This is a genomic window from Paenibacillus jiangxiensis (assembly GCF_046098255.1).
In the GTDB taxonomy this organism is placed as follows: Bacteria; Bacillota; Bacilli; order Paenibacillales; family Paenibacillaceae; genus Paenibacillus; species Paenibacillus jiagnxiensis.
In genome coordinates this window covers 133,392-149,904 of sequence record NZ_JBJURI010000018.1, presented here as the reverse complement: position 1 = coordinate 149,904, position 16,513 = coordinate 133,392, and the positions used below count along the sequence as shown (strand labels likewise).

The window sequence follows — 16,513 nt, the reverse complement described above, 5'->3', positions numbered from 1 at the left end:
TGAAACTGGAGCGACAGGCGCAACGGGAGCCACCGGAGCAACGGGTGAAACTGGAGCGACAGGGGCAACCGGAGCAACGGGAGCAACAGGCGAAACTGGAGCAACGGGGGCCACGGGCGAAACTGGAGCGACAGGCGCAACGGGAGCAACAGGCGAAACTGGAGCAACGGGGGCCACGGGCGAAACTGGAGCGACAGGCGCAACGGGAGCAACAGGCGAAACAGGAGCCACCGGAGCAACGGGTGAAACTGGAGCAACGGGTGAAACTGGAGCGACAGGTGCAACTGGAGCAACGGGCGAAACTGGAGCAACGGGGGCCACGGGCGAAACAGGAGCCACCGGAGCAACGGGAGCAACAGGCGAAACTGGGGCAACGGGGGCCACGGGCGAAACTGGAGCGACAGGCGCAACGGGAGCAACCGGAGCAACGGGCGAAACTGGAGCAACGGGAGCAACGGGCGAAACAGGAGCCACCGGGGCGACAGGAGCCACAGGGGCAACAGGTGAAACTGGAGCCACAGGCGAAACAGGAGCCACCGGAGCCACCGGAGCAACAGGAGCCACGGGAGCGACAGGAGCAACAGGAGCCACAGGGGCAACAGGTGAAACTGGAGCGACAGGCGCAACGGGAGCCACCGGAGCAACGGGAGCAACAGGAGCCACGGGAGCGACAGGAGCGACAGGAGCCACGGGAGCGACAGGAGCAACCGGAGCCACGGGAGCAACAGGAGCCACCGGAGCCACCGGAGCCACCGGGGCTACCGGATCAACTGAACCGGAATCAGCCTTCAGAGCAGTAAGCACTACAAATCAAATCATTACTTCGACTGGTGCGCCAGTTCTTTTTCAGAACGAACTCTTTGACCTAAACAATGAGTATAATCCTGCGATTTCAGCATTTACTGCAAATCAAAGCGGGGTATATTCGTTCACTACAAGCCTCCTTCTGGTTGCCAGTGCAACAACCACAAATATCATTATTTCGATCTCTGGACCGCAGCAAATAGCGAAGTTTGTTAATGTTCCAATTCCACCAGGAACAGCTTTTACAGTCGAAATTACCGGAATTCAGCAGCTCAGTGCAGGAAATCAGTCAGTTGTGGTTGTGGTACCGAATGCAGGTACGGTTACCGTCATAGCAAATCCAGTATTTACTCACTTTGAGGCAGCACGTTTTCCATCTCCATAAGGATACAACACAGATACAATCTGCCGTTCAAGAGAACTATTTAACTATTTTCTTGTAGACCGTAAGCAGGAACTATTGAAGCATCGTTACTCTCCGAGTTGAGAGGCGGTGCTTTTTTCCATTCTGTTAAAACCTTACTGCCCTCATGTATCTAAATGTTATGCAGAAATTCTTACAGTACGTTACTACCAAATAAAGGAGCAGGAAAAGAGTGGATTTAAAACAAGAGGTAGCTGTCCTTTTCCATTCTTCAAAAAGATGGGGATTGTGCTGATGCCATTCAGGAGACGATTCTGAAGGCGTATAAATCGCTTCATAAGAAAGCGTATGGATTTAAATGATATTGAGAAGAAGCTGAACCATTGCCGGGTGGTGGGTACGGATGAAATTCCGGAGATTGTCCGTAAAGGGATGGAGGACGCATTTCGCGAATTACCTAATCTACAGGTAATTCGCAAACACAAGTGGAAATATGTGCAGGGTGCGGCTGCCGCAGCTTTTGTTCTGTTTCTCGGACTGCTTACTTCCGCTTTTGTATCGTCGGTGATGGCCAAGAGGCTAAAAGAGCTTCCCCTCTTTGAAGATGTTTTCAAATTGACTCAGCATATGGGTCTGCAAACGGCAGAAGAGCAAGGCATGATGGATGAACCGAATTTAAGTGTGACGCATAATGGGGTGACACTGCGGATCCCTAAGCTTATACCGGCTCCAACATCTATTTTATATTGGAACAAGATACTGAGAATGAAAGCTATAATAATCGCGGTTACAGTGTCAACGGTACGGTCAACGGTGAAATTGTCGATATGACCGTAAGCCAAGGGAACATGAAAAATTGGGGACGGTCACACTCTCCGGCGGCAGCAATCGTCACGATCAGTCATGTAGATTGCAGCTCCAAGGATGGAACACCTTATCGCTTCCCGGACGAATTTACCCTTAACCTGGAGATCAGTCTGGCAGGAATGGAGGGAATTCAAAATATCGCTGGGCAGGATTGAAATTACATCTGTTATGATCAGGCTGACTATAAATGAAGATTACAGCAAGCAGGATTTAACGAAAAGGAGAGAGCACCTGCAGTATATCCTGAAGGATCAGGAGGGCAATCGGGTAGAAGCGAATAGAGGAGGTTTTGGCAGCGGCATCCCCGGTACCAAAGTGATGGCAATGAATATGGATATGGATCCTTTTGAACGGATGGCCAAGCAAATCACGATACTCCCGTACCTCATTTCACATGAAACGGGCGAGAAGACAATCATTCCGGAGCTGACTATCACGGTCACGGTCAGTAAATGACCGGGGTGCATTTAAAATTAAGATGATAGGAGTGTCACCTGATGAGCATGAAAGATATGCTTGCCATCAAGAAAGCTGTCGATTATCTTAGAGATGAAGATATACGGTCATATTTGAGGCTGATTTTAACGAAAATTAAATTACAGAAGGAACAGGGAGAATCGCCTGAAGCATTTGCTGCCGATTTCATTGAACTTTATGATAGTTTGATAGAGCTGCAGGACAAAAGAGTCTTATGGGACCCCGCTCCGGGTTGTACCCATGTGCATATCGTCTGTGGGGATTCCTTTGCCGGAAGTATGAAGATGGCCTTGAAAGGGCTTGGCTGGTCAGAAACGCACAAATTGATTATACTGTGCGAGAATTATGTCATTGGACCACTCCACTCCTTGGACACATCCGAAGGTAGAAAGGCACGTAGCGACTGGTTCCGCGATAATATTACGAATGCTTTTGAAGAATACACTGAATTCGAGGAAGAATACGATGAGCTTATCCATCAAATAGACCAGATTCCCGAACAGGCTAAAATAGTGATTTGGACCAGCAGCAATGCTTACGAGCAGGCAGGCATGAGACACGCCCTTTATTTGCTGCGCGGTAAACGTAATACGGTGGCAGTATACGATGCTTGTGCAATTTGTGAGAAGATGTACAACCGTCCGGATGCATATATCATCTATCGGTATTCGGGAGAAATTACATCTGATAAGCTTCAAGAGGCGCTCATGCGCATAGATGAAGACAATAAGCTGGGTGATGACGAGATTATTCGTTTGGTACAGGAATGGCAGGCTATTTGTGAACAAACCGGTGTGCTGCGCATTTGGCGGGACGATGCTGTAGCTGAGGTGCCGGCCGATTATTATGATCCATATCTATTGGAGAAGCTGGACAAACTTAAACCTCCGGCAGGGAATAATGGTTTCATGAAATCAGCTCGCGTCATCGGTGAAGCGCTTGGTTACTGTGATCAATATATCGGAGACTCATATTTTGAATACCGGTTGCGAGAACTAATCTACGCCGGTGTTTTGGAAATCAAGGGTGTTCCGGCAGGAATGCGATATTACAGCGTCAGACGCAAGAGAAAGCTTTAGGAAGGGCAGTGTAGAGAGTTTGGTCAATGCGTCCGTCGTACGTCAAAGCGAAGAAAATGAAAGAGCCTTCAAGTCGATCTGCCAGGTGGCTGAACCGTCAGCTCCTTATGATTCAGGTGGCGGCGCATGTGTTCATCTTTCAGGCAGCATCAAGACGAGAATCGGGTAGGCTTATGCGACTTCGCACAGGCCTGCCCGATTGTTCAATATTATGTTAAAAGGGTCTTTCAATGTTACAAAGTGGCCATGTCAATGACGAACCGGTAACGAACATCATTGCTCAGAACACGCTCATAGGCTTCATCCACCTGATCGGCGCGGATTACCTCTATTTTGGGAGCAATACCATGCTCAGCAGCAAAATCGAGCATCTCTTGTGTTTCTTGAATTCCACCAACATTTGAAGCGGTAATACTGCGGCGTCCTGCGTAAAGGGAGAAGATATTGTACTGCTCCGGTTTGCTTGGCAGACCCACATTTACAAGTGATCCGTCTACTTCAAGCAGGGATAAATATGCATCAACATCAATATTTGCAGATACGGTGTTGATGATGATGTCAAAGCGGCCAGCCAATTCCTTGAATGTTGCGGGGTCACTGGTGGTATAGAAATGATCTGCGCCAAAGCTCAAGGCTTCATCTTTTTTATTCGTACTTGTACTCAATACAGTGACTTCAGCGCCCGTGGCATGAGCAAATTGAACAGCTACATGACCGAGACCGCCCATCCCCAGAATGGCAACCTGCTTACCAGGACCTGCGCTCCAGTGTTTTAATGGAGAGTATGTAGTGATACCAGCACACAATAAAGGGCTTGCTGCAGCCAGATCCAGGCTGTCCGGGATACGAACAACAAAATGCTCTTTTACAACAATGTTTTGGCTGTATCCCCCATATGTAAGAGTTCCATCGTAGTCTGTTGAATTAAATGAAATAACTACGCCTTTTGTACAAAACTGCTCTTCACCTCTCAAGCAGAATTTGCATTCACCGCAAGAGTTAACAAAGCAGCCAACCCCGACGCGATCCCCAACAGCGAATTTTGTCACTGCTGATCCTACAGCGGATACGACTCCTGCAATTTCATGACCTGGAACCATGGGATAAACCCCGTTGCCAAAATCATTGTGGGCAATGTGAATATCGGAGTGACAAATCCCACAATACTTAATATCGATTAAAATGTCATCAGGTCTTAATTCTCTCCGCTCAATGGTTGTCCTCTCGAAAGGTGCTTTTGCGCTTGGGACGCTTAGAACATGGGTTGTACACATAGGTTTCCTCTGCTCCTTTGCCTTTGTAAAATGAGGCAGCTGGTTCATGATGGACGCACATGGATGGATTTTCTCTTGTCCAACTGGCTGTATTCATTATATTACCAATTGTTAGATGAATTCAATTTGTAAATAAAATGGAAAATAAAGAATAATATTTTATACATAGATTTACGATGCATATGATTACGAGGTATAATCTATTTATCGAATACAAGAACAGGTGGTGACTTGATGCGAATCAATAAGGAGCTGCTCAAGGGAAGCACAGGCACATTGATCCTGAATCTGCTGAATCAGCAGGATCGATATGGCTATGAACTGATCAAGGAACTGGAACGGATGTCAGATGGCACGTTTAATTTAAAGGAAGGAACGCTCTATCCGATTCTGCACGGTATGGAGACCGAAAAATGGCTGGAGTCCTACTGGGAGCAGGCCGAGGGAAGAAAGCGAAAATATTACCGGATTACCGACAGCGGCAGACAGCAGCTGCAGGAGAAGAGACAGGAGTGGAGGCTGTTCCGTACGGCGGTAGATCGAGTTCTTGGGGAGGAGCCGATATGAAAAAGTTGCACCCAACCTTACAGGATTATGTTAATCATGTGTCTGGTCAAGTGAAAGCAAGAGAGCTGCGTGAGGATATCAAAGAGGAAATTGCGGGTCATCTGGAAGAGCTGATGGAGCATAAACTTGCTCAAGGATTGGATGATGATACGGCAGCACAATGGGCGATTACCCAGATGGGGAGTACAGAATCGGTAGCAAAGGGGCTAAACCAGGTACATAAGCCGCGCATTCCTTGGGGTATGCTCAGTTATTTAATACTTTTGCTGGTTGTTGCTCTTGTATCTATGTATGCAATAGATCTTAGTTATGCGGCAGGCTCAAGCAGGACGGCAGAAACCAGCTTTCTAGAGAAACAAGCGGTATTCATGGGGATTGGTTTGGTCGTTCTCTTCATGTTAAGCAGACTTCATTATCGGCTGCTGTTATCCATGTGGAAACTAATATATGGCGGAGCGGTTGTCTGCTTGATCGCGGGGATATATTTTGGGCCGCGTGTTAATGGAATGCCTGGCTTCTTCAATTTAGGTCCTCTATCAGCGGTTAATTTTCTGGAGGTAAGTCTTTTTGCATTTATTGTGTCGGCAGCGGGGTTTCTCCACCAGCGTGAAGAATCCTGGAAGGCGGTATTTTATCACCTTGTTATATTCACTGCAGTGCCCTTGTTTCTTTATGCATCAGCTCATTCATTTGCAACTGTCCTGCAATATGCTGTCTCGTATTTATTACTATTATGTTTCTCCCGGTTCGGCCTAAAATGGTTGTTACCTCATATACTATTCTCAATATTTGTACTTGTATTATTTTCTTTTAGTTCGTATAGCCGTGAGCGGCTGGCAGCTTTTTTCCTTCCTTATAACGATCAGAATGGAGCGGGGTACAACTACGTACAGATCGATGAAGCCATTCATTCGGCCGGATGGTGGGGGCATGGCTTTGCGTCTGTAATGAATAGACTGCCATTTATTCATTCTGATAATGTTTTTACATATATTGTATACAGCTTTGGATGGCTTGCCGGCGCCGTGATCCTGCTCACTGTCGTCATGTTTATATATCAACTGATCAGAGTGGCATTATCCGTGCAGGACAACTATGGAAAAATGCTGATTATTGGCTTGGGAGCTTTGTTCTCGTTTAAATTCACGTATAGTATAGGAATGTCACTGGGGCTTTTGCCGTTGACCTCTGTGATGCTGCCGTTCATCAGCTATGGAGGAACTGGACTGCTGGTACAATTAGCAGCGTTAGGAATTATCTACAGTGTGTATCGGCGGAAGGATATGGTTCGGGCAAGGTGAAAAGGTACCGTATTAAAAACACAATCCGTTCTCTTATTGAGAGAAGGTTTGTGTTTTTTTATGGGATTTACATATACATATATTATTTGTTATACTACATATATAGCATATATACATAACGAGATTGGGGGTGCAGATGAGCAACATGATTATAGAGCTGGATATGCAATCAGAACTACCTATTTATACACAGCTGATCAATCAGATTATAGAAGGCATTGCCAGCGGCAAGCTGCTTCCGGGAGAAGCTCTTCCTTCCGTGCGGAGCATGGCATCGGACATCGGCATCAATCTGCACACCGTGAACAAAGCCTATAACCAGCTGAAGCAGGAGGATTACATTCACGTCCACCGGCAAAAGGGAGTTGTAGTCAATCCCAACGGCATGCCGAAGGCGGATGAGCATTTTGCAGCCAGGCAGCAGCAGCAACTGAGACCGGTCATCGCTGAAGCGATTCTGAGGGGGGTGTCACAGGATGAACTTATCGATATGGTCAAAAGCATTTATCAGGACATTAAAGCTTGATTTAACTACTTCCAGGAGGGATGTTCTATGCAATGGCTCCATTTTATGATGCTGATGGTTATCTTCCTGCCCGCAGTATTTCTAACCGCCTTCACGCCTTATTTTACCCGCCGGACGGAAAGCTTTGGTGTTACGGTAAGCGAAGAAGCATATTACAGCAGGCCTCTTCAAGTGATGAGGAGGAATTTTGCCGCCCTGAATATAACGCTGCAGCTCGTTCTGCTTGTCATATGTGCATGGGGAACGGTTAGCCGCTCTGATTTGTCCGCACAGGGGGTGTGGATGGGCATATACACGGTTGCCATGGTTATTACTCATTTCTTAACCTTGTGTTACTTCCATTTCAAAATGAAAAAATACAAGGCCGAGCATCTGTCTGATACCATGCATACATCTAAGCTGATCCTGGATACGAAATTTCGGGACCGCAAGCTGGCTTTGTCAAACCAATGGTATCTGATTCATGCGGCCATTATTTTATTTACCGCCATCTTTACGATCGTCAGCTATGACAAATTTCCGGACAAAATTGTTATGCAATATGATTTGGCGGGGAACCCGTCAACGGTGAAGGACAAGAGCATAGGGACCGTATTTATGCCAGTGATCATGCAAGCGATACTGACGGTGATGTTCCTGTACATCAATACGATCATTCACCGCAGCAGGCAGCAGGTCGATACGGATAACCCGGAGGTTTCGCTGAAGAAAAACGCGGTGTTTCGGATGAGAAACTCTCTCTTTACTTTTGTTACATCGATCATGTTCATCCTGTTATTTAATTTCATACAGATTACGATGATTTATCCGGTCAATCCTGATCTGACTTTTATCGTGGTTATCGCCATGGTGTTTGTGATTCTGGCAGGTGTTACTGTTCTATATATCACAACTGGACAGGGAGGAAGCCGTGTCAATTCTCCAGGTCAGCCTTCATCCGTAACGACGCGCAATGAAGATGACAACTGGAAATTGGGGATCTTTTATTACAACCCTGATGACCCTTCCCTGTTCGTTGAGAAAAGAATGGGTTTCGGCTGGACGCTCAATCATGCCAGACCTGCCGCCTGGCTGCTGCCGATCGGTCTTGTTGGTTCGATCGTTTTGGTCATCCTTCTAGTGCCCTAAGCAGCCGCTCCTTGGCTAGTTAATATTCACCATATTACAGCAACGGAGCGTCTAGCGTTCTATATAATAGGTGCCTGCATCCACGGATGCTATAATGGGCGTTAGAGAAAGGGAGTGTAGTCCATGGAGTGGAAATTGAAGACGTTTGACGAATTGACCGGACACGAGCTGTACCGGATTTTACAGGCTCGGGTTAATGTGTTTATGCTGGAGCAAAGCTGCCTTTATCCGGAAATGGACGGTAAGGACCAGGCGAGCCGCCATCTGTTTCTGGAGGCGGACGGAGAGATCGCTGCTTACTGCCGGCTCGTGCCGCGGGGAGTCTCCTATGACGAGGCTTCCATTGGCAGGGTTCTTGTAAAAGAAGCGTATAGAGGGCAAGGACTGGCGCAGGAGCTTATGAAGAGGGCGATTGCCTTTCTTAAAGACGAATGGGGCGAGACAACGGTAAAGATTCAGGCCCAGAACTATTTGCACAGCTTTTATGGCTCCTTCGGCTTCCAAGCAGTTTCAGACGTATACCTGGAGGATAACATTCCCCATGTGGACATGGTTTTGAGACAACCGTAAATCAATCTGTAAATCTTGCGTTACCGCATTCCCAGGAAGGCGGTTTTTTCTTGTGAAAAAATTTGTCATAGCTGGAATACAAGGTGTCATTATATTCAACAATCGTTAATCATCGTTAGAAACAAACTCTATGAGCTGATATAAATGAAATAAAGCTTTCAGCTGCGCGCGGTTCACCCCATTAAGATACTCCAATAAGCTGGCGGCCATTTTACTCACCTGTTCCAGGTTGTGTTCATCCAATTCTGCAATCTCCTGCTTCAAGCGTACGGTAGCTTCTGAATAGACTGATGAACGTAAAGTTCGGATCAGCAGTACTTTTCGCAGGTGAGAGCGGATGTACAATCTGTACCCGTTATTCGGATCACGTTTGGATGTTATGAGCCCGACATTTTCCCAATGGCGCAAGGTTGTGGCTGGCACATCGTACGCCACGGCAGCTTCACCGACGGTCATCCAGTGGGTTTCCGCTTGAGCGTTATTTCCAAAATTCCCTTCTGCTTCAAGCTCCCGCAGGCTCTGCATGGCTAATTGTCTGTTGTTATAGAGCTGTATTTCACTTTCTTTTACTCTCCATAATGCTTTATCGATGTCCTGGGATTGCATAGCCAGAAGCACCTCTGTCGTAACCTCCATACCAAAAGCGGGAGCCATGGCTTGCAGGCATGACAGGTAGGCAATGTGCTTGTCTGTATAGTGTCGGTAACCGCTCGCTGTTCGCTGCGCCTGGGGAATCAGTCCCTTGGCCTCGTAATTTCTTAACGTGCTCGTGCTGATGGAAAATTTTCCGGCAAGATCCTTGGGCCTCATATTCAATCGCGTAAGTCTCCTTGTGTTCTTTAAAGTTAATTATAAAGTTTAAGCGATAATCAGGCGTTAAATCAAGAAAGATGCAAGCTAAACCTTCCAATTGGCTTTCATGTTGTAGACTGAACTTGAAAGAAAATTGGAGGTGCTCATCAGATGGATAAACAGTTACCCGTTATTGAGAACAGCATGTCGATTGAGGGGATCGGTGAAGCAGGCAACCGCTACATTGCTGCCGTGTGGGAGGAGTTATATGAGGAAAGATATGAGCAGCTGGTCAAGGCCTTCCAGGAAATTGAAGATGCGGCGTATGGTTTATATCTTGATCAGCTTATGCCACACGTGTTTGAACGATTGGAGGAAGCCGGGTTTCAGGCGCTAGGGCCTGTTAAGGAAGATGATTTTGTGATCGGCAAATGCCTGAAATTCAGCGATTCCCTGGAGAAATGGGGAACAGAGGACAATCGTACCCGTCTTTTTTGGAATGTGATCCGCAATGAGCGTTGTGAACCAATTGGTACTTTGATAACGAGTATTCCTCACTCGCATCTGAACTTTGATATCCCGAGAGCACCTCGGCTTTACACTCTTAAAGAAACAGAAAGAGAACAGATCATGGAAGGTATCCGACAAATCATGAGAGAGTCGGGTGGTGCATAAGACAGAATCGAAGCGGGAAGTTCTTAAACGAAATTAAATAGCGGCAGTCCAGGACTTTTTTCGCCTGGCTGCCGCTTTCTTTTTGCCCTTCAGTTCACTTTTGTCAGCTGTGCTATCACATTCTCGATTAATTTCAAACCGGCGTTCCCGCGCAAGGATGCGATGGATTCGGGATGAAATTGTACTGCGCTGATCGGCAAGGTTTTGTGCTCGATTCCCATCACCACGCCGTCTTCTGAAATGGCATTGACATGTAAGCAGTCCGGTACTTCCTTCGCATATAAGGAATGGTAGCGGCCGACATGGAATTCACCAGGCAGACCCTCCCACAGCGGGCTTACCCTGTCTGTCTTGATCAGAGAAGATTTACCGTGCTGAGGATAATCCAGAATATCCAGGCTTCCTCCAAAATGTTCAACAATGCCTTGCAGTCCCAGACATACACCGAAGACCGGGATCTGCTTTTCAAGACAAAGAGCTATGATGTCGTTTAAAGCAAATTGGGATGGCCGGCCGGGACCGGGGGAAAGCACGACCATATCGAAATTCTTCTTTTTCAGCACATTGCGGGCCAGAGGAGAACGTAAAGTCAGTACATCCGCCCCGGTTTGCTTAATATAATTCGCAAGCGTATGGACAAAAGAATCCTCATGGTCCACAAGCAGTATATTATTGTTCAGCCCTGCATTGGACTGCATCCGGTTAACCTTTTCCTTTTCCGGTATATTGGATTCCCGCACAGCTTGAACAAGGGCGGCGGCTTTGGTGAGTGTTTCCTGCTCTTCGGCTTCCGGTATCGAGTCATACAGCAGCGTTGCCCCAACGCGAATTTGTGCAACCCCCTCTGTAATGCGGATTGTTCGTAAGGTCAGCCCTGTATTCAAGTCCCCGTTAAAAGCGAAATAACCAACAGCTCCGCCATACCAGCTTCTTGGGGAAGCTTCGTGGTCTTCAATCCAGCGGATCGCGGCTCTCTTGGGGGCGCCTGTAACAGTGACCGCCCACATATGCGTCATGAATGCATCCAAAGCATCAAATTCGGGACGCAGCATGCCCTCGACATGATCCACGGTATGAATGAGGTGGGAATACATTTCAATTTGCCTTCTGCCAATCACGTTGACGGAACCAGGCTCGCAAATTCGCGATTTATCATTTCGGTCGACATCGGTGCACATCGTCAGCTCGGATTCGTCTTTAGCTGAATTTAATAGCTCTTTGATGCGGTCAGCATCTTCAATTGCATTTTTACCGCGTTTAATCGTGCCCGAAATGGGGCAGGTCTCCACCTTGCGGCCCTCAACCCGCACGTACATCTCAGGAGAAGACCCAACCAGGAACTCATCCCCCAGATTAATAATGAACCCATATGGACTGGGATTAATGCTCTGTAAGCGCGAAAATATTTGGGAAGGCAGGCTGGAGCACGTTTCAAATAGCGTATGGGAGGGCACAACCTCGAATAAATCACCGTTCTTGAAGGATGGAATGGCTTCTTTTACCAAGCCAGCGTAGCTGCCTTGAATATAGCCTTCCGACGGGACTTGTCCATTTAACTTTGGTTCTCGAGAGATTCCGCTTCTTTCCAGTCCTGACGTAGTTTCTCCGTTAAAACTAAAATCGTAGGATAACTGAAATGCAGTGTTCATATGATGATCCACCACGATGATTTCATCGGGAAAATAAAGCACCACATCGGATTCATTCATGTCTCTCTTGTGCTTCAGCTCCATAGGCTCAAATTGAAACACCAAATCAAAGCCAAACGCGCCGTACAGCCCCAGAAACATATCATCAGGGGAATAAAAAAGGTCCTTGATCGCACGAATGATGGAAAAAATGGAGGGTTGTTTTGTTCTCTCATCCTCACTAAAGATTTCTTCTTTCATGGCTATCTTTCCTGAAATCTGATTCCCATCATAGATGAGATTGTCTATATCGGCTGTATGCTTTAATTTAAGGTGGATGGCTTCTAATAAAATGTTTCCTCTCTCATTCTGAGCCGTAATGCGAAATGTATTTGCTTGTGCCCTCAGCTCCAACGGCGGAGCTATAAAGCCAATGTCCCAACGCGAATACCGTCCGGGATATTCATAGCCGCTGGAGAATAACACTCCTTTTTTGTAATCAATATCCTTTAAAATGGCCTGATTCGCCTTGCTGACGTCCATTTGCTTTAAACTGCGTCTCACTTCAATATTTCCTTGGGTAAGGTAGACTTTGTGGTGGGGAGCAGGGTTAAACGTTGACAAAATACTCATAACAAACATACCTCCTCTAATTTAGAGGAGAACAGGGGGACAACTTATGAAGTTCTCAACTGGTCTCGTCTTTTTCTCAGCTCGGCTAACCTGTTCTCATCTGATCTAACTTGAAGTTTAAAGGAACATCCCGGATTTTTCAATTGAAACTATACACTTCATTGTCATCATTGCTTGCGGAAATCTGAAAGTATTGTTAACGTATTGTTAACGTTTAAGAAAAATATTCGAGACGGAAAAGGTGAACCCCCATGCCCCGGCGATATCGCGTTCCGTTCAGATCCAACCCTCTGTTTACCCTGCGGCGGCTTTCCATTAAAAACAGGCTGTTGATCGCTTTTCTGATCACTTCATTGCTGCCTGTCGTCATCGTGGCTTTGTTTTCCAATATGAAGTATGAAGCCGCCATTTCAGAAAAAATCAGCGCCTCCTCGATGCAAATCCTTGATGAGCTTACCCAGAATGCTTCCCGCGAGCTCAAGCAGTACGAAACACTAAGCGAAACGATTATCATGAATTCGGCGATTCAGTCGAACCTGCCGCGGTACACAGAGATGACCGATTACGAGAAAAACGCGATGCAGAAGCGGCTCAGTGACGAGCTTGGCGAGCAGATTTTTCGCATCAGCAACCTTGCAAGCGTGCTTGTGCTTACGAACAGCGGGGAGACCTTTTTTGATCTGGGCTACGACTCCTATTCCAAAAATTTACCCGATATGCTCAAGGCGGTCAATGATTCGCCCGGAAATGCCTATTGGACTTATCTCCGCACAGACCGCGGCTCGAACAGGATTGCGCTGAGCCGTAAAATTTACTCCGAGCACAATCTAAACCGTCAGTTGGGTTATTTGATCATTTTGATTGATGAAAAGGTCTTCTCCAGGAACATTTACCGTTTTGTCGATCTCGGTGAAGGCAGCCGCATTTATATTTCAAATGCGGGTGGCATGATCGTCTCTTCAGTAGCGCAGGGCATTCAACAGGGCTCATACTTTGCCAAACAGACCGTGTTTGACCCGATTCGGTCTCAGGATTTACAGGAGGGGCTCCAGCCTTTTTATGCTGACGTTGAGGGCAGGAAAATGCTGGTTTCCAGTTCGTACATAAGGGCCGCTGACTGGTATTTGATCGGACTTGTGCCGCATTCCTTTCTGGTGTCGGAGCTGACGGCCATGCGCGGAAGCATCGTGCTTTTTTGCTTTATTACCCTCTTCTTGTCCGGTCTGCTTGCGATGTGGATTTACTTCAGCATCCATTCTCCGATGCACAGCCTGCTGCAGTACGCCAAGCGTATTCGTATGGGCAAGCTGGAAACGACTATCGGTACGTCTTATGCGGATGAAATGGACAATCTGACAGAAACGATCAACGGCATGGTTGAGCAGCTTAAGCGGCTGATCTATCAGGTTGAGTCCGAGCAGCAGGCCAAGCGGGAGGCGGAGCTCAAAATGCTGCAGGCGCAAATTAATCCGCATTTTATGTTCAACACGCTCAATTCATTGAAATGGAGTGCGATGCTCAGCGGCCATACCACAGTCACACAGGGCCTGGAATCTCTGTCCGAGCTGCTGCGCAACACGATTTTGGTGACAGATGAGCTGATCCCCCTCGATCAAGAAATCGAAAATTTGCAGCATTATGCGACGATCCAGCGCATCCGGTATGGGGATTCGTTTACGCTTGACTGCGACATTGAAAGCGATATCCATGAATGTCTTGTACCCAAATTTATTTTACAGCCGATTGTTGAGAACTCCATTCTGCATGGCGGCGGGGAAGATGGCCGTCGTGTCGATATTGACGTAAGCGCAAAGCGGGAGGGTTCCGGCATAAGGATTCGGATTGCGGATAATGGCAAAGGTTTTGATGTCATGGAGGATCGAGCAGCGAACCGATTGTCCACCAAGCTGTCGGGGATCGGCATTTCCAACGTGAATGAGCGGATTCGGCTGCATTTTGATTCTCCTTATGGCCTGCAAACCAAGAGCGAGGTCGGCAAAGGAACGGAAACGGAGATTTCATTACCCATTACGATGAAAGAAGGTCGGGAATGTGTATAAAGTACTCATCATCGATGATGAAATCATTGTACGGCAGGCGGTAAAATCATTAATTCGCTGGGATGACAGCGGTCTTGCATATGCCGGTGCCGCATCGAATGGGAAAAATGCGATGGAAATGCTGAACCGGACAGGGGCGGACATTGTCATTACGGATATTAAAATGCCTGAAATGGACGGCATCGAGCTGATTAAACGGATGAAAGCCGAGGGCTTTGACGGAGAAACGCTGGTTCTGAGCAACTATAACGATTTTGATCTTGTCAGAGAAGCTTTAAAGCAGGGGGCTTATGACTATTTATTAAAGCTGACACTCAAAACCGAAAACTTTATGAAGGTGCTTGGCGAAATGAAAGACAGGCTGGATGAGCGGCGGTCGGGACGGACAAAGCAATTGGATGATGCGGCAAGCCCCACCCTGGCGCAGCCACAAGATAATGCTAAAGCGATACGTGTATCACTTGCCGCATTGAACAGGGAGGCGGAAGTCCTTGCGGGTGGCGCGGATAGAGGAAATAGCGGGGAGGAAGGAAATGCCCGCTTCCCTGAAGAGGGGTTGCGTATCTACCCGTTTATTATACGAATGTCTGAAGACCGGCAGCGGGCAGAAGACTTTGCTCAAGCCCTGGAAATGCTTGCTTCAGCCCTCTTCACGGGCAGCAGCTGGGCGTATGCGGTATCGACTGGACAAAATCGCTTTATTCTCGCTGTTGCCTATCCTGACGAATCCTCTGCAATAGATACGCGTGGCTTGGCAGGCCGTCTGATCAGCCTGGCAGCCATGTATCAAGGTGTATCCATCCATGTAGTTTATGCGGCTCCGGTTTCAAACCGGGACGAGCTTGTAAATGAGCTGTACCGGATGCGGGGGACAGAGCCTTTGCTGTTCTATAAGGCATATAGAGAAGGGGGAATTCCATCCGGCCTGCCGGCCGTAACCGGGGGAGATGAGGACTTCCGCAAAGCGGAAGCGCTGCTGCATGATACCGCTCCGGGACCGTCACGGACAGATATGGAGCGCTGGGCTTATGCAGCTTACCGGCTAGTAGATAGCGCTGCGGCTTGTCGGCTGCATCCTTTTGCGCTGAAGCGCGCGTTGAATGGCGGCATTTGGAACGCGGTGAATGCATCCGAACTCCGCAGCCGGGAAGAATTGAATGCCTCGCTGTGGCTGGAGCGTGTGGAGAGTGCAGGGGTGGATCAAGAACTGAAGCAGGTTGTTGATGAATTGGCCGGCGAGATGGCTGTACTTGCGGACAAAGAATTGGAACCGTCTCCCTTACTGCGGACAGAGGTGCGCGAAGCGCTGCTTTATCTGGAAGCGCATTATGCGGATCGTGTGTCGATTGCGGATGTTGCCGCGCATGCAGGCTTGTCGGAGCCTTATCTGTGCCAGCTGTTCAAGGCGGAAACGGGGCGAAGCATTGTATCCCAGTTGAATGAGATCCGGATGAAGAAAGCATACGAGTTGCTTGCTTCAGGCCGGTATCTGGTAAAGCAAGCGTCGCTGGAGGTCGGCATTCACGATCCGTTCTACTTTAACCGGCTGTTTAAGAAACGGTTCGGCATTTCTCCCAAAAAAGTAAAGCAACAGTGACTGACAACTCCGTGTTACATTTACAAAGCATAACTGGATGATTTTAAGATGAACCTGTACAATTTTAAGATTTCGCATGACAGAGCATGTTGCTTTATGGAATAATCCATAAACTTCATGCTTTTTGTTTATTTTGCGGCTCCATTGCCGTTGTTATAATCGCAGTAATCT

Annotated in this window: 16 protein-coding genes; 13 read left to right on the top strand and 3 right to left on the bottom strand. The window is 47.5% G+C overall.

The window, feature by feature from the left end:
* The 5 genes from ACI1P2_RS18070 to ACI1P2_RS18050 all read left to right on the top strand — a co-directional run.
* Positions 1-1,189 (top strand): C1q-like domain-containing protein (locus tag ACI1P2_RS18070; RefSeq protein WP_355321245.1); only part of this gene is annotated, 1,189 nt, incomplete at its 5' end.
* A gap of 327 nt (positions 1,190-1,516) precedes the next feature.
* Positions 1,517-1,999 carry a DUF4179 domain-containing protein gene (locus ACI1P2_RS18065; RefSeq protein WP_355321244.1) on the top strand — a complete coding sequence of 161 codons (483 nt, stop codon included), beginning with the start codon at positions 1,517-1,519 and terminating at the stop codon, positions 1,997-1,999.
* A 17-nt stretch (positions 2,000-2,016) separates the two neighbouring features.
* Entirely contained in the window at positions 2,017-2,190 is a 174-nt protein-coding gene (locus ACI1P2_RS18060; RefSeq protein ID WP_355321243.1) for a hypothetical protein, read from the top strand.
* A gap of 13 nt (positions 2,191-2,203) precedes the next feature.
* The gene (locus ACI1P2_RS18055) at positions 2,204-2,491 is read left to right on the top strand and encodes a DUF5643 domain-containing protein (RefSeq protein ID WP_355321242.1); all 288 of its coding nucleotides are present in this window, start codon (positions 2,204-2,206) and stop codon (positions 2,489-2,491) included.
* 41 nt (positions 2,492-2,532) lie between these two features.
* A complete protein-coding gene (locus tag ACI1P2_RS18050; protein ID WP_355321241.1) occupies positions 2,533-3,591 on the top strand; it encodes a DUF1835 domain-containing protein in 1,059 nt (352 codons plus the stop codon).
* A 233-nt stretch (positions 3,592-3,824) separates the two neighbouring features.
* On the opposite strand, the gene ACI1P2_RS18045 is transcribed toward ACI1P2_RS18050, so the two are convergent.
* On the bottom strand, positions 3,825-4,865 hold the full coding sequence (locus tag ACI1P2_RS18045; RefSeq protein WP_355321252.1) for an NAD(P)-dependent alcohol dehydrogenase: 1,041 nt from the start codon (positions 4,863-4,865) through the stop codon (positions 3,825-3,827).
* Between the two features lie 234 nt (positions 4,866-5,099).
* Here ACI1P2_RS18045 and ACI1P2_RS18040 point away from each other — a divergent pair, with 234 nt between their 5' ends.
* The 5 genes from ACI1P2_RS18040 (at position 5,100) to ACI1P2_RS18020 (ending at position 8,957) form a co-directional block, all read left to right on the top strand.
* Positions 5,100-5,432 (top strand): PadR family transcriptional regulator, encoded by a 333-nt coding sequence (locus ACI1P2_RS18040; RefSeq protein ID WP_355321240.1) that lies wholly within the window; start codon positions 5,100-5,102, stop codon positions 5,430-5,432.
* Positions 5,429-6,733, top strand: coding sequence for an FtsW/RodA/SpoVE family cell cycle protein (locus ACI1P2_RS18035; RefSeq protein WP_355321239.1), 1,305 nt, complete (start codon positions 5,429-5,431; stop codon positions 6,731-6,733). Before ACI1P2_RS18040 ends, ACI1P2_RS18035 begins: the two co-directional genes overlap by 4 nt.
* A 145-nt stretch (positions 6,734-6,878) precedes the next feature.
* On the top strand, positions 6,879-7,259 hold the full coding sequence (locus tag ACI1P2_RS18030) for a GntR family transcriptional regulator (RefSeq protein WP_355321251.1): 381 nt from the start codon (positions 6,879-6,881) through the stop codon (positions 7,257-7,259).
* A 27-nt stretch (positions 7,260-7,286) separates the two neighbouring features.
* Complete coding sequence (locus ACI1P2_RS18025) at positions 7,287-8,387, top strand: DUF1648 domain-containing protein (RefSeq protein WP_355321238.1); 1,101 nt, start codon at positions 7,287-7,289, stop codon at positions 8,385-8,387.
* A 123-nt stretch (positions 8,388-8,510) separates the two neighbouring features.
* Positions 8,511-8,957, top strand: coding sequence for a GNAT family N-acetyltransferase (locus ACI1P2_RS18020; protein ID WP_355321237.1), 447 nt, complete (start codon positions 8,511-8,513; stop codon positions 8,955-8,957).
* A gap of 105 nt (positions 8,958-9,062) precedes the next feature.
* On the opposite strand, the gene ACI1P2_RS18015 is transcribed toward ACI1P2_RS18020, so the two are convergent.
* Positions 9,063-9,767 carry a MerR family DNA-binding transcriptional regulator gene (locus tag ACI1P2_RS18015; RefSeq protein ID WP_355321250.1) on the bottom strand — a complete coding sequence of 235 codons (705 nt, stop codon included), beginning with the start codon at positions 9,765-9,767 and terminating at the stop codon, positions 9,063-9,065.
* Between the two features lie 153 nt (positions 9,768-9,920).
* Here ACI1P2_RS18015 and ACI1P2_RS18010 point away from each other — a divergent pair, with 153 nt between their 5' ends.
* The gene (locus tag ACI1P2_RS18010; protein WP_355321236.1) at positions 9,921-10,424 is read left to right on the top strand and encodes a DUF6022 family protein; all 504 of its coding nucleotides are present in this window, start codon (positions 9,921-9,923) and stop codon (positions 10,422-10,424) included.
* An 89-nt stretch (positions 10,425-10,513) separates the two neighbouring features.
* Here ACI1P2_RS18010 and ACI1P2_RS18005 read toward each other — a convergent pair whose 3' ends face one another.
* The gene (locus ACI1P2_RS18005; protein ID WP_355321235.1) at positions 10,514-12,685 is read right to left on the bottom strand and encodes an anthranilate synthase component I; all 2,172 of its coding nucleotides are present in this window, start codon (positions 12,683-12,685) and stop codon (positions 10,514-10,516) included.
* Positions 12,686-12,936: 251 nt separating this feature from the next.
* Between ACI1P2_RS18005 and ACI1P2_RS18000 the strand changes: the two genes are divergently transcribed.
* The gene (locus ACI1P2_RS18000; protein ID WP_355321234.1) at positions 12,937-14,745 is read left to right on the top strand and encodes a sensor histidine kinase; all 1,809 of its coding nucleotides are present in this window, start codon (positions 12,937-12,939) and stop codon (positions 14,743-14,745) included.
* Positions 14,738-16,342, top strand: coding sequence for a response regulator transcription factor (locus ACI1P2_RS17995; protein WP_355321233.1), 1,605 nt, complete (start codon positions 14,738-14,740; stop codon positions 16,340-16,342). The genes ACI1P2_RS18000 and ACI1P2_RS17995 overlap by 8 nt, the downstream gene beginning before the upstream one ends.
* Positions 16,343-16,513 lie beyond the last annotated feature (171 nt).

What these genes read in the sequence shown, in the direction of transcription:
- ACI1P2_RS18065 (WP_355321244.1), top strand. Translation starts at nt 1,517, where the DNA reads ATGGATTTAAATGATATTGAGAAGAAGCTGAACCATTGCCGGGTGGTG.
- ACI1P2_RS18060 (WP_355321243.1), top strand. Translation starts at nt 2,017, where the DNA reads ATGAAAAATTGGGGACGGTCACACTCTCCGGCGGCAGCAATCGTCACG.
- ACI1P2_RS18055 (WP_355321242.1), top strand. Translation starts at nt 2,204, where the DNA reads ATGATCAGGCTGACTATAAATGAAGATTACAGCAAGCAGGATTTAACG.
- ACI1P2_RS18050 (WP_355321241.1), top strand. Translation starts at nt 2,533, where the DNA reads ATGAGCATGAAAGATATGCTTGCCATCAAGAAAGCTGTCGATTATCTT.
- ACI1P2_RS18045 (WP_355321252.1), bottom strand. Translation starts at nt 4,865, where the DNA reads ATGTGTACAACCCATGTTCTAAGCGTCCCAAGCGCAAAAGCACCTTTC.
- ACI1P2_RS18040 (WP_355321240.1), top strand. Translation starts at nt 5,100, where the DNA reads ATGCGAATCAATAAGGAGCTGCTCAAGGGAAGCACAGGCACATTGATC.
- ACI1P2_RS18035 (WP_355321239.1), top strand. Translation starts at nt 5,429, where the DNA reads ATGAAAAAGTTGCACCCAACCTTACAGGATTATGTTAATCATGTGTCT.
- ACI1P2_RS18030 (WP_355321251.1), top strand. Translation starts at nt 6,879, where the DNA reads ATGATTATAGAGCTGGATATGCAATCAGAACTACCTATTTATACACAG.
- ACI1P2_RS18025 (WP_355321238.1), top strand. Translation starts at nt 7,287, where the DNA reads ATGCAATGGCTCCATTTTATGATGCTGATGGTTATCTTCCTGCCCGCA.
- ACI1P2_RS18020 (WP_355321237.1), top strand. Translation starts at nt 8,511, where the DNA reads ATGGAGTGGAAATTGAAGACGTTTGACGAATTGACCGGACACGAGCTG.
- ACI1P2_RS18015 (WP_355321250.1), bottom strand. Translation starts at nt 9,767, where the DNA reads ATGAGGCCCAAGGATCTTGCCGGAAAATTTTCCATCAGCACGAGCACG.
- ACI1P2_RS18010 (WP_355321236.1), top strand. Translation starts at nt 9,921, where the DNA reads ATGGATAAACAGTTACCCGTTATTGAGAACAGCATGTCGATTGAGGGG.
- ACI1P2_RS18005 (WP_355321235.1), bottom strand. Translation starts at nt 12,685, where the DNA reads ATGAGTATTTTGTCAACGTTTAACCCTGCTCCCCACCACAAAGTCTAC.
- ACI1P2_RS18000 (WP_355321234.1), top strand. Translation starts at nt 12,937, where the DNA reads ATGCCCCGGCGATATCGCGTTCCGTTCAGATCCAACCCTCTGTTTACC.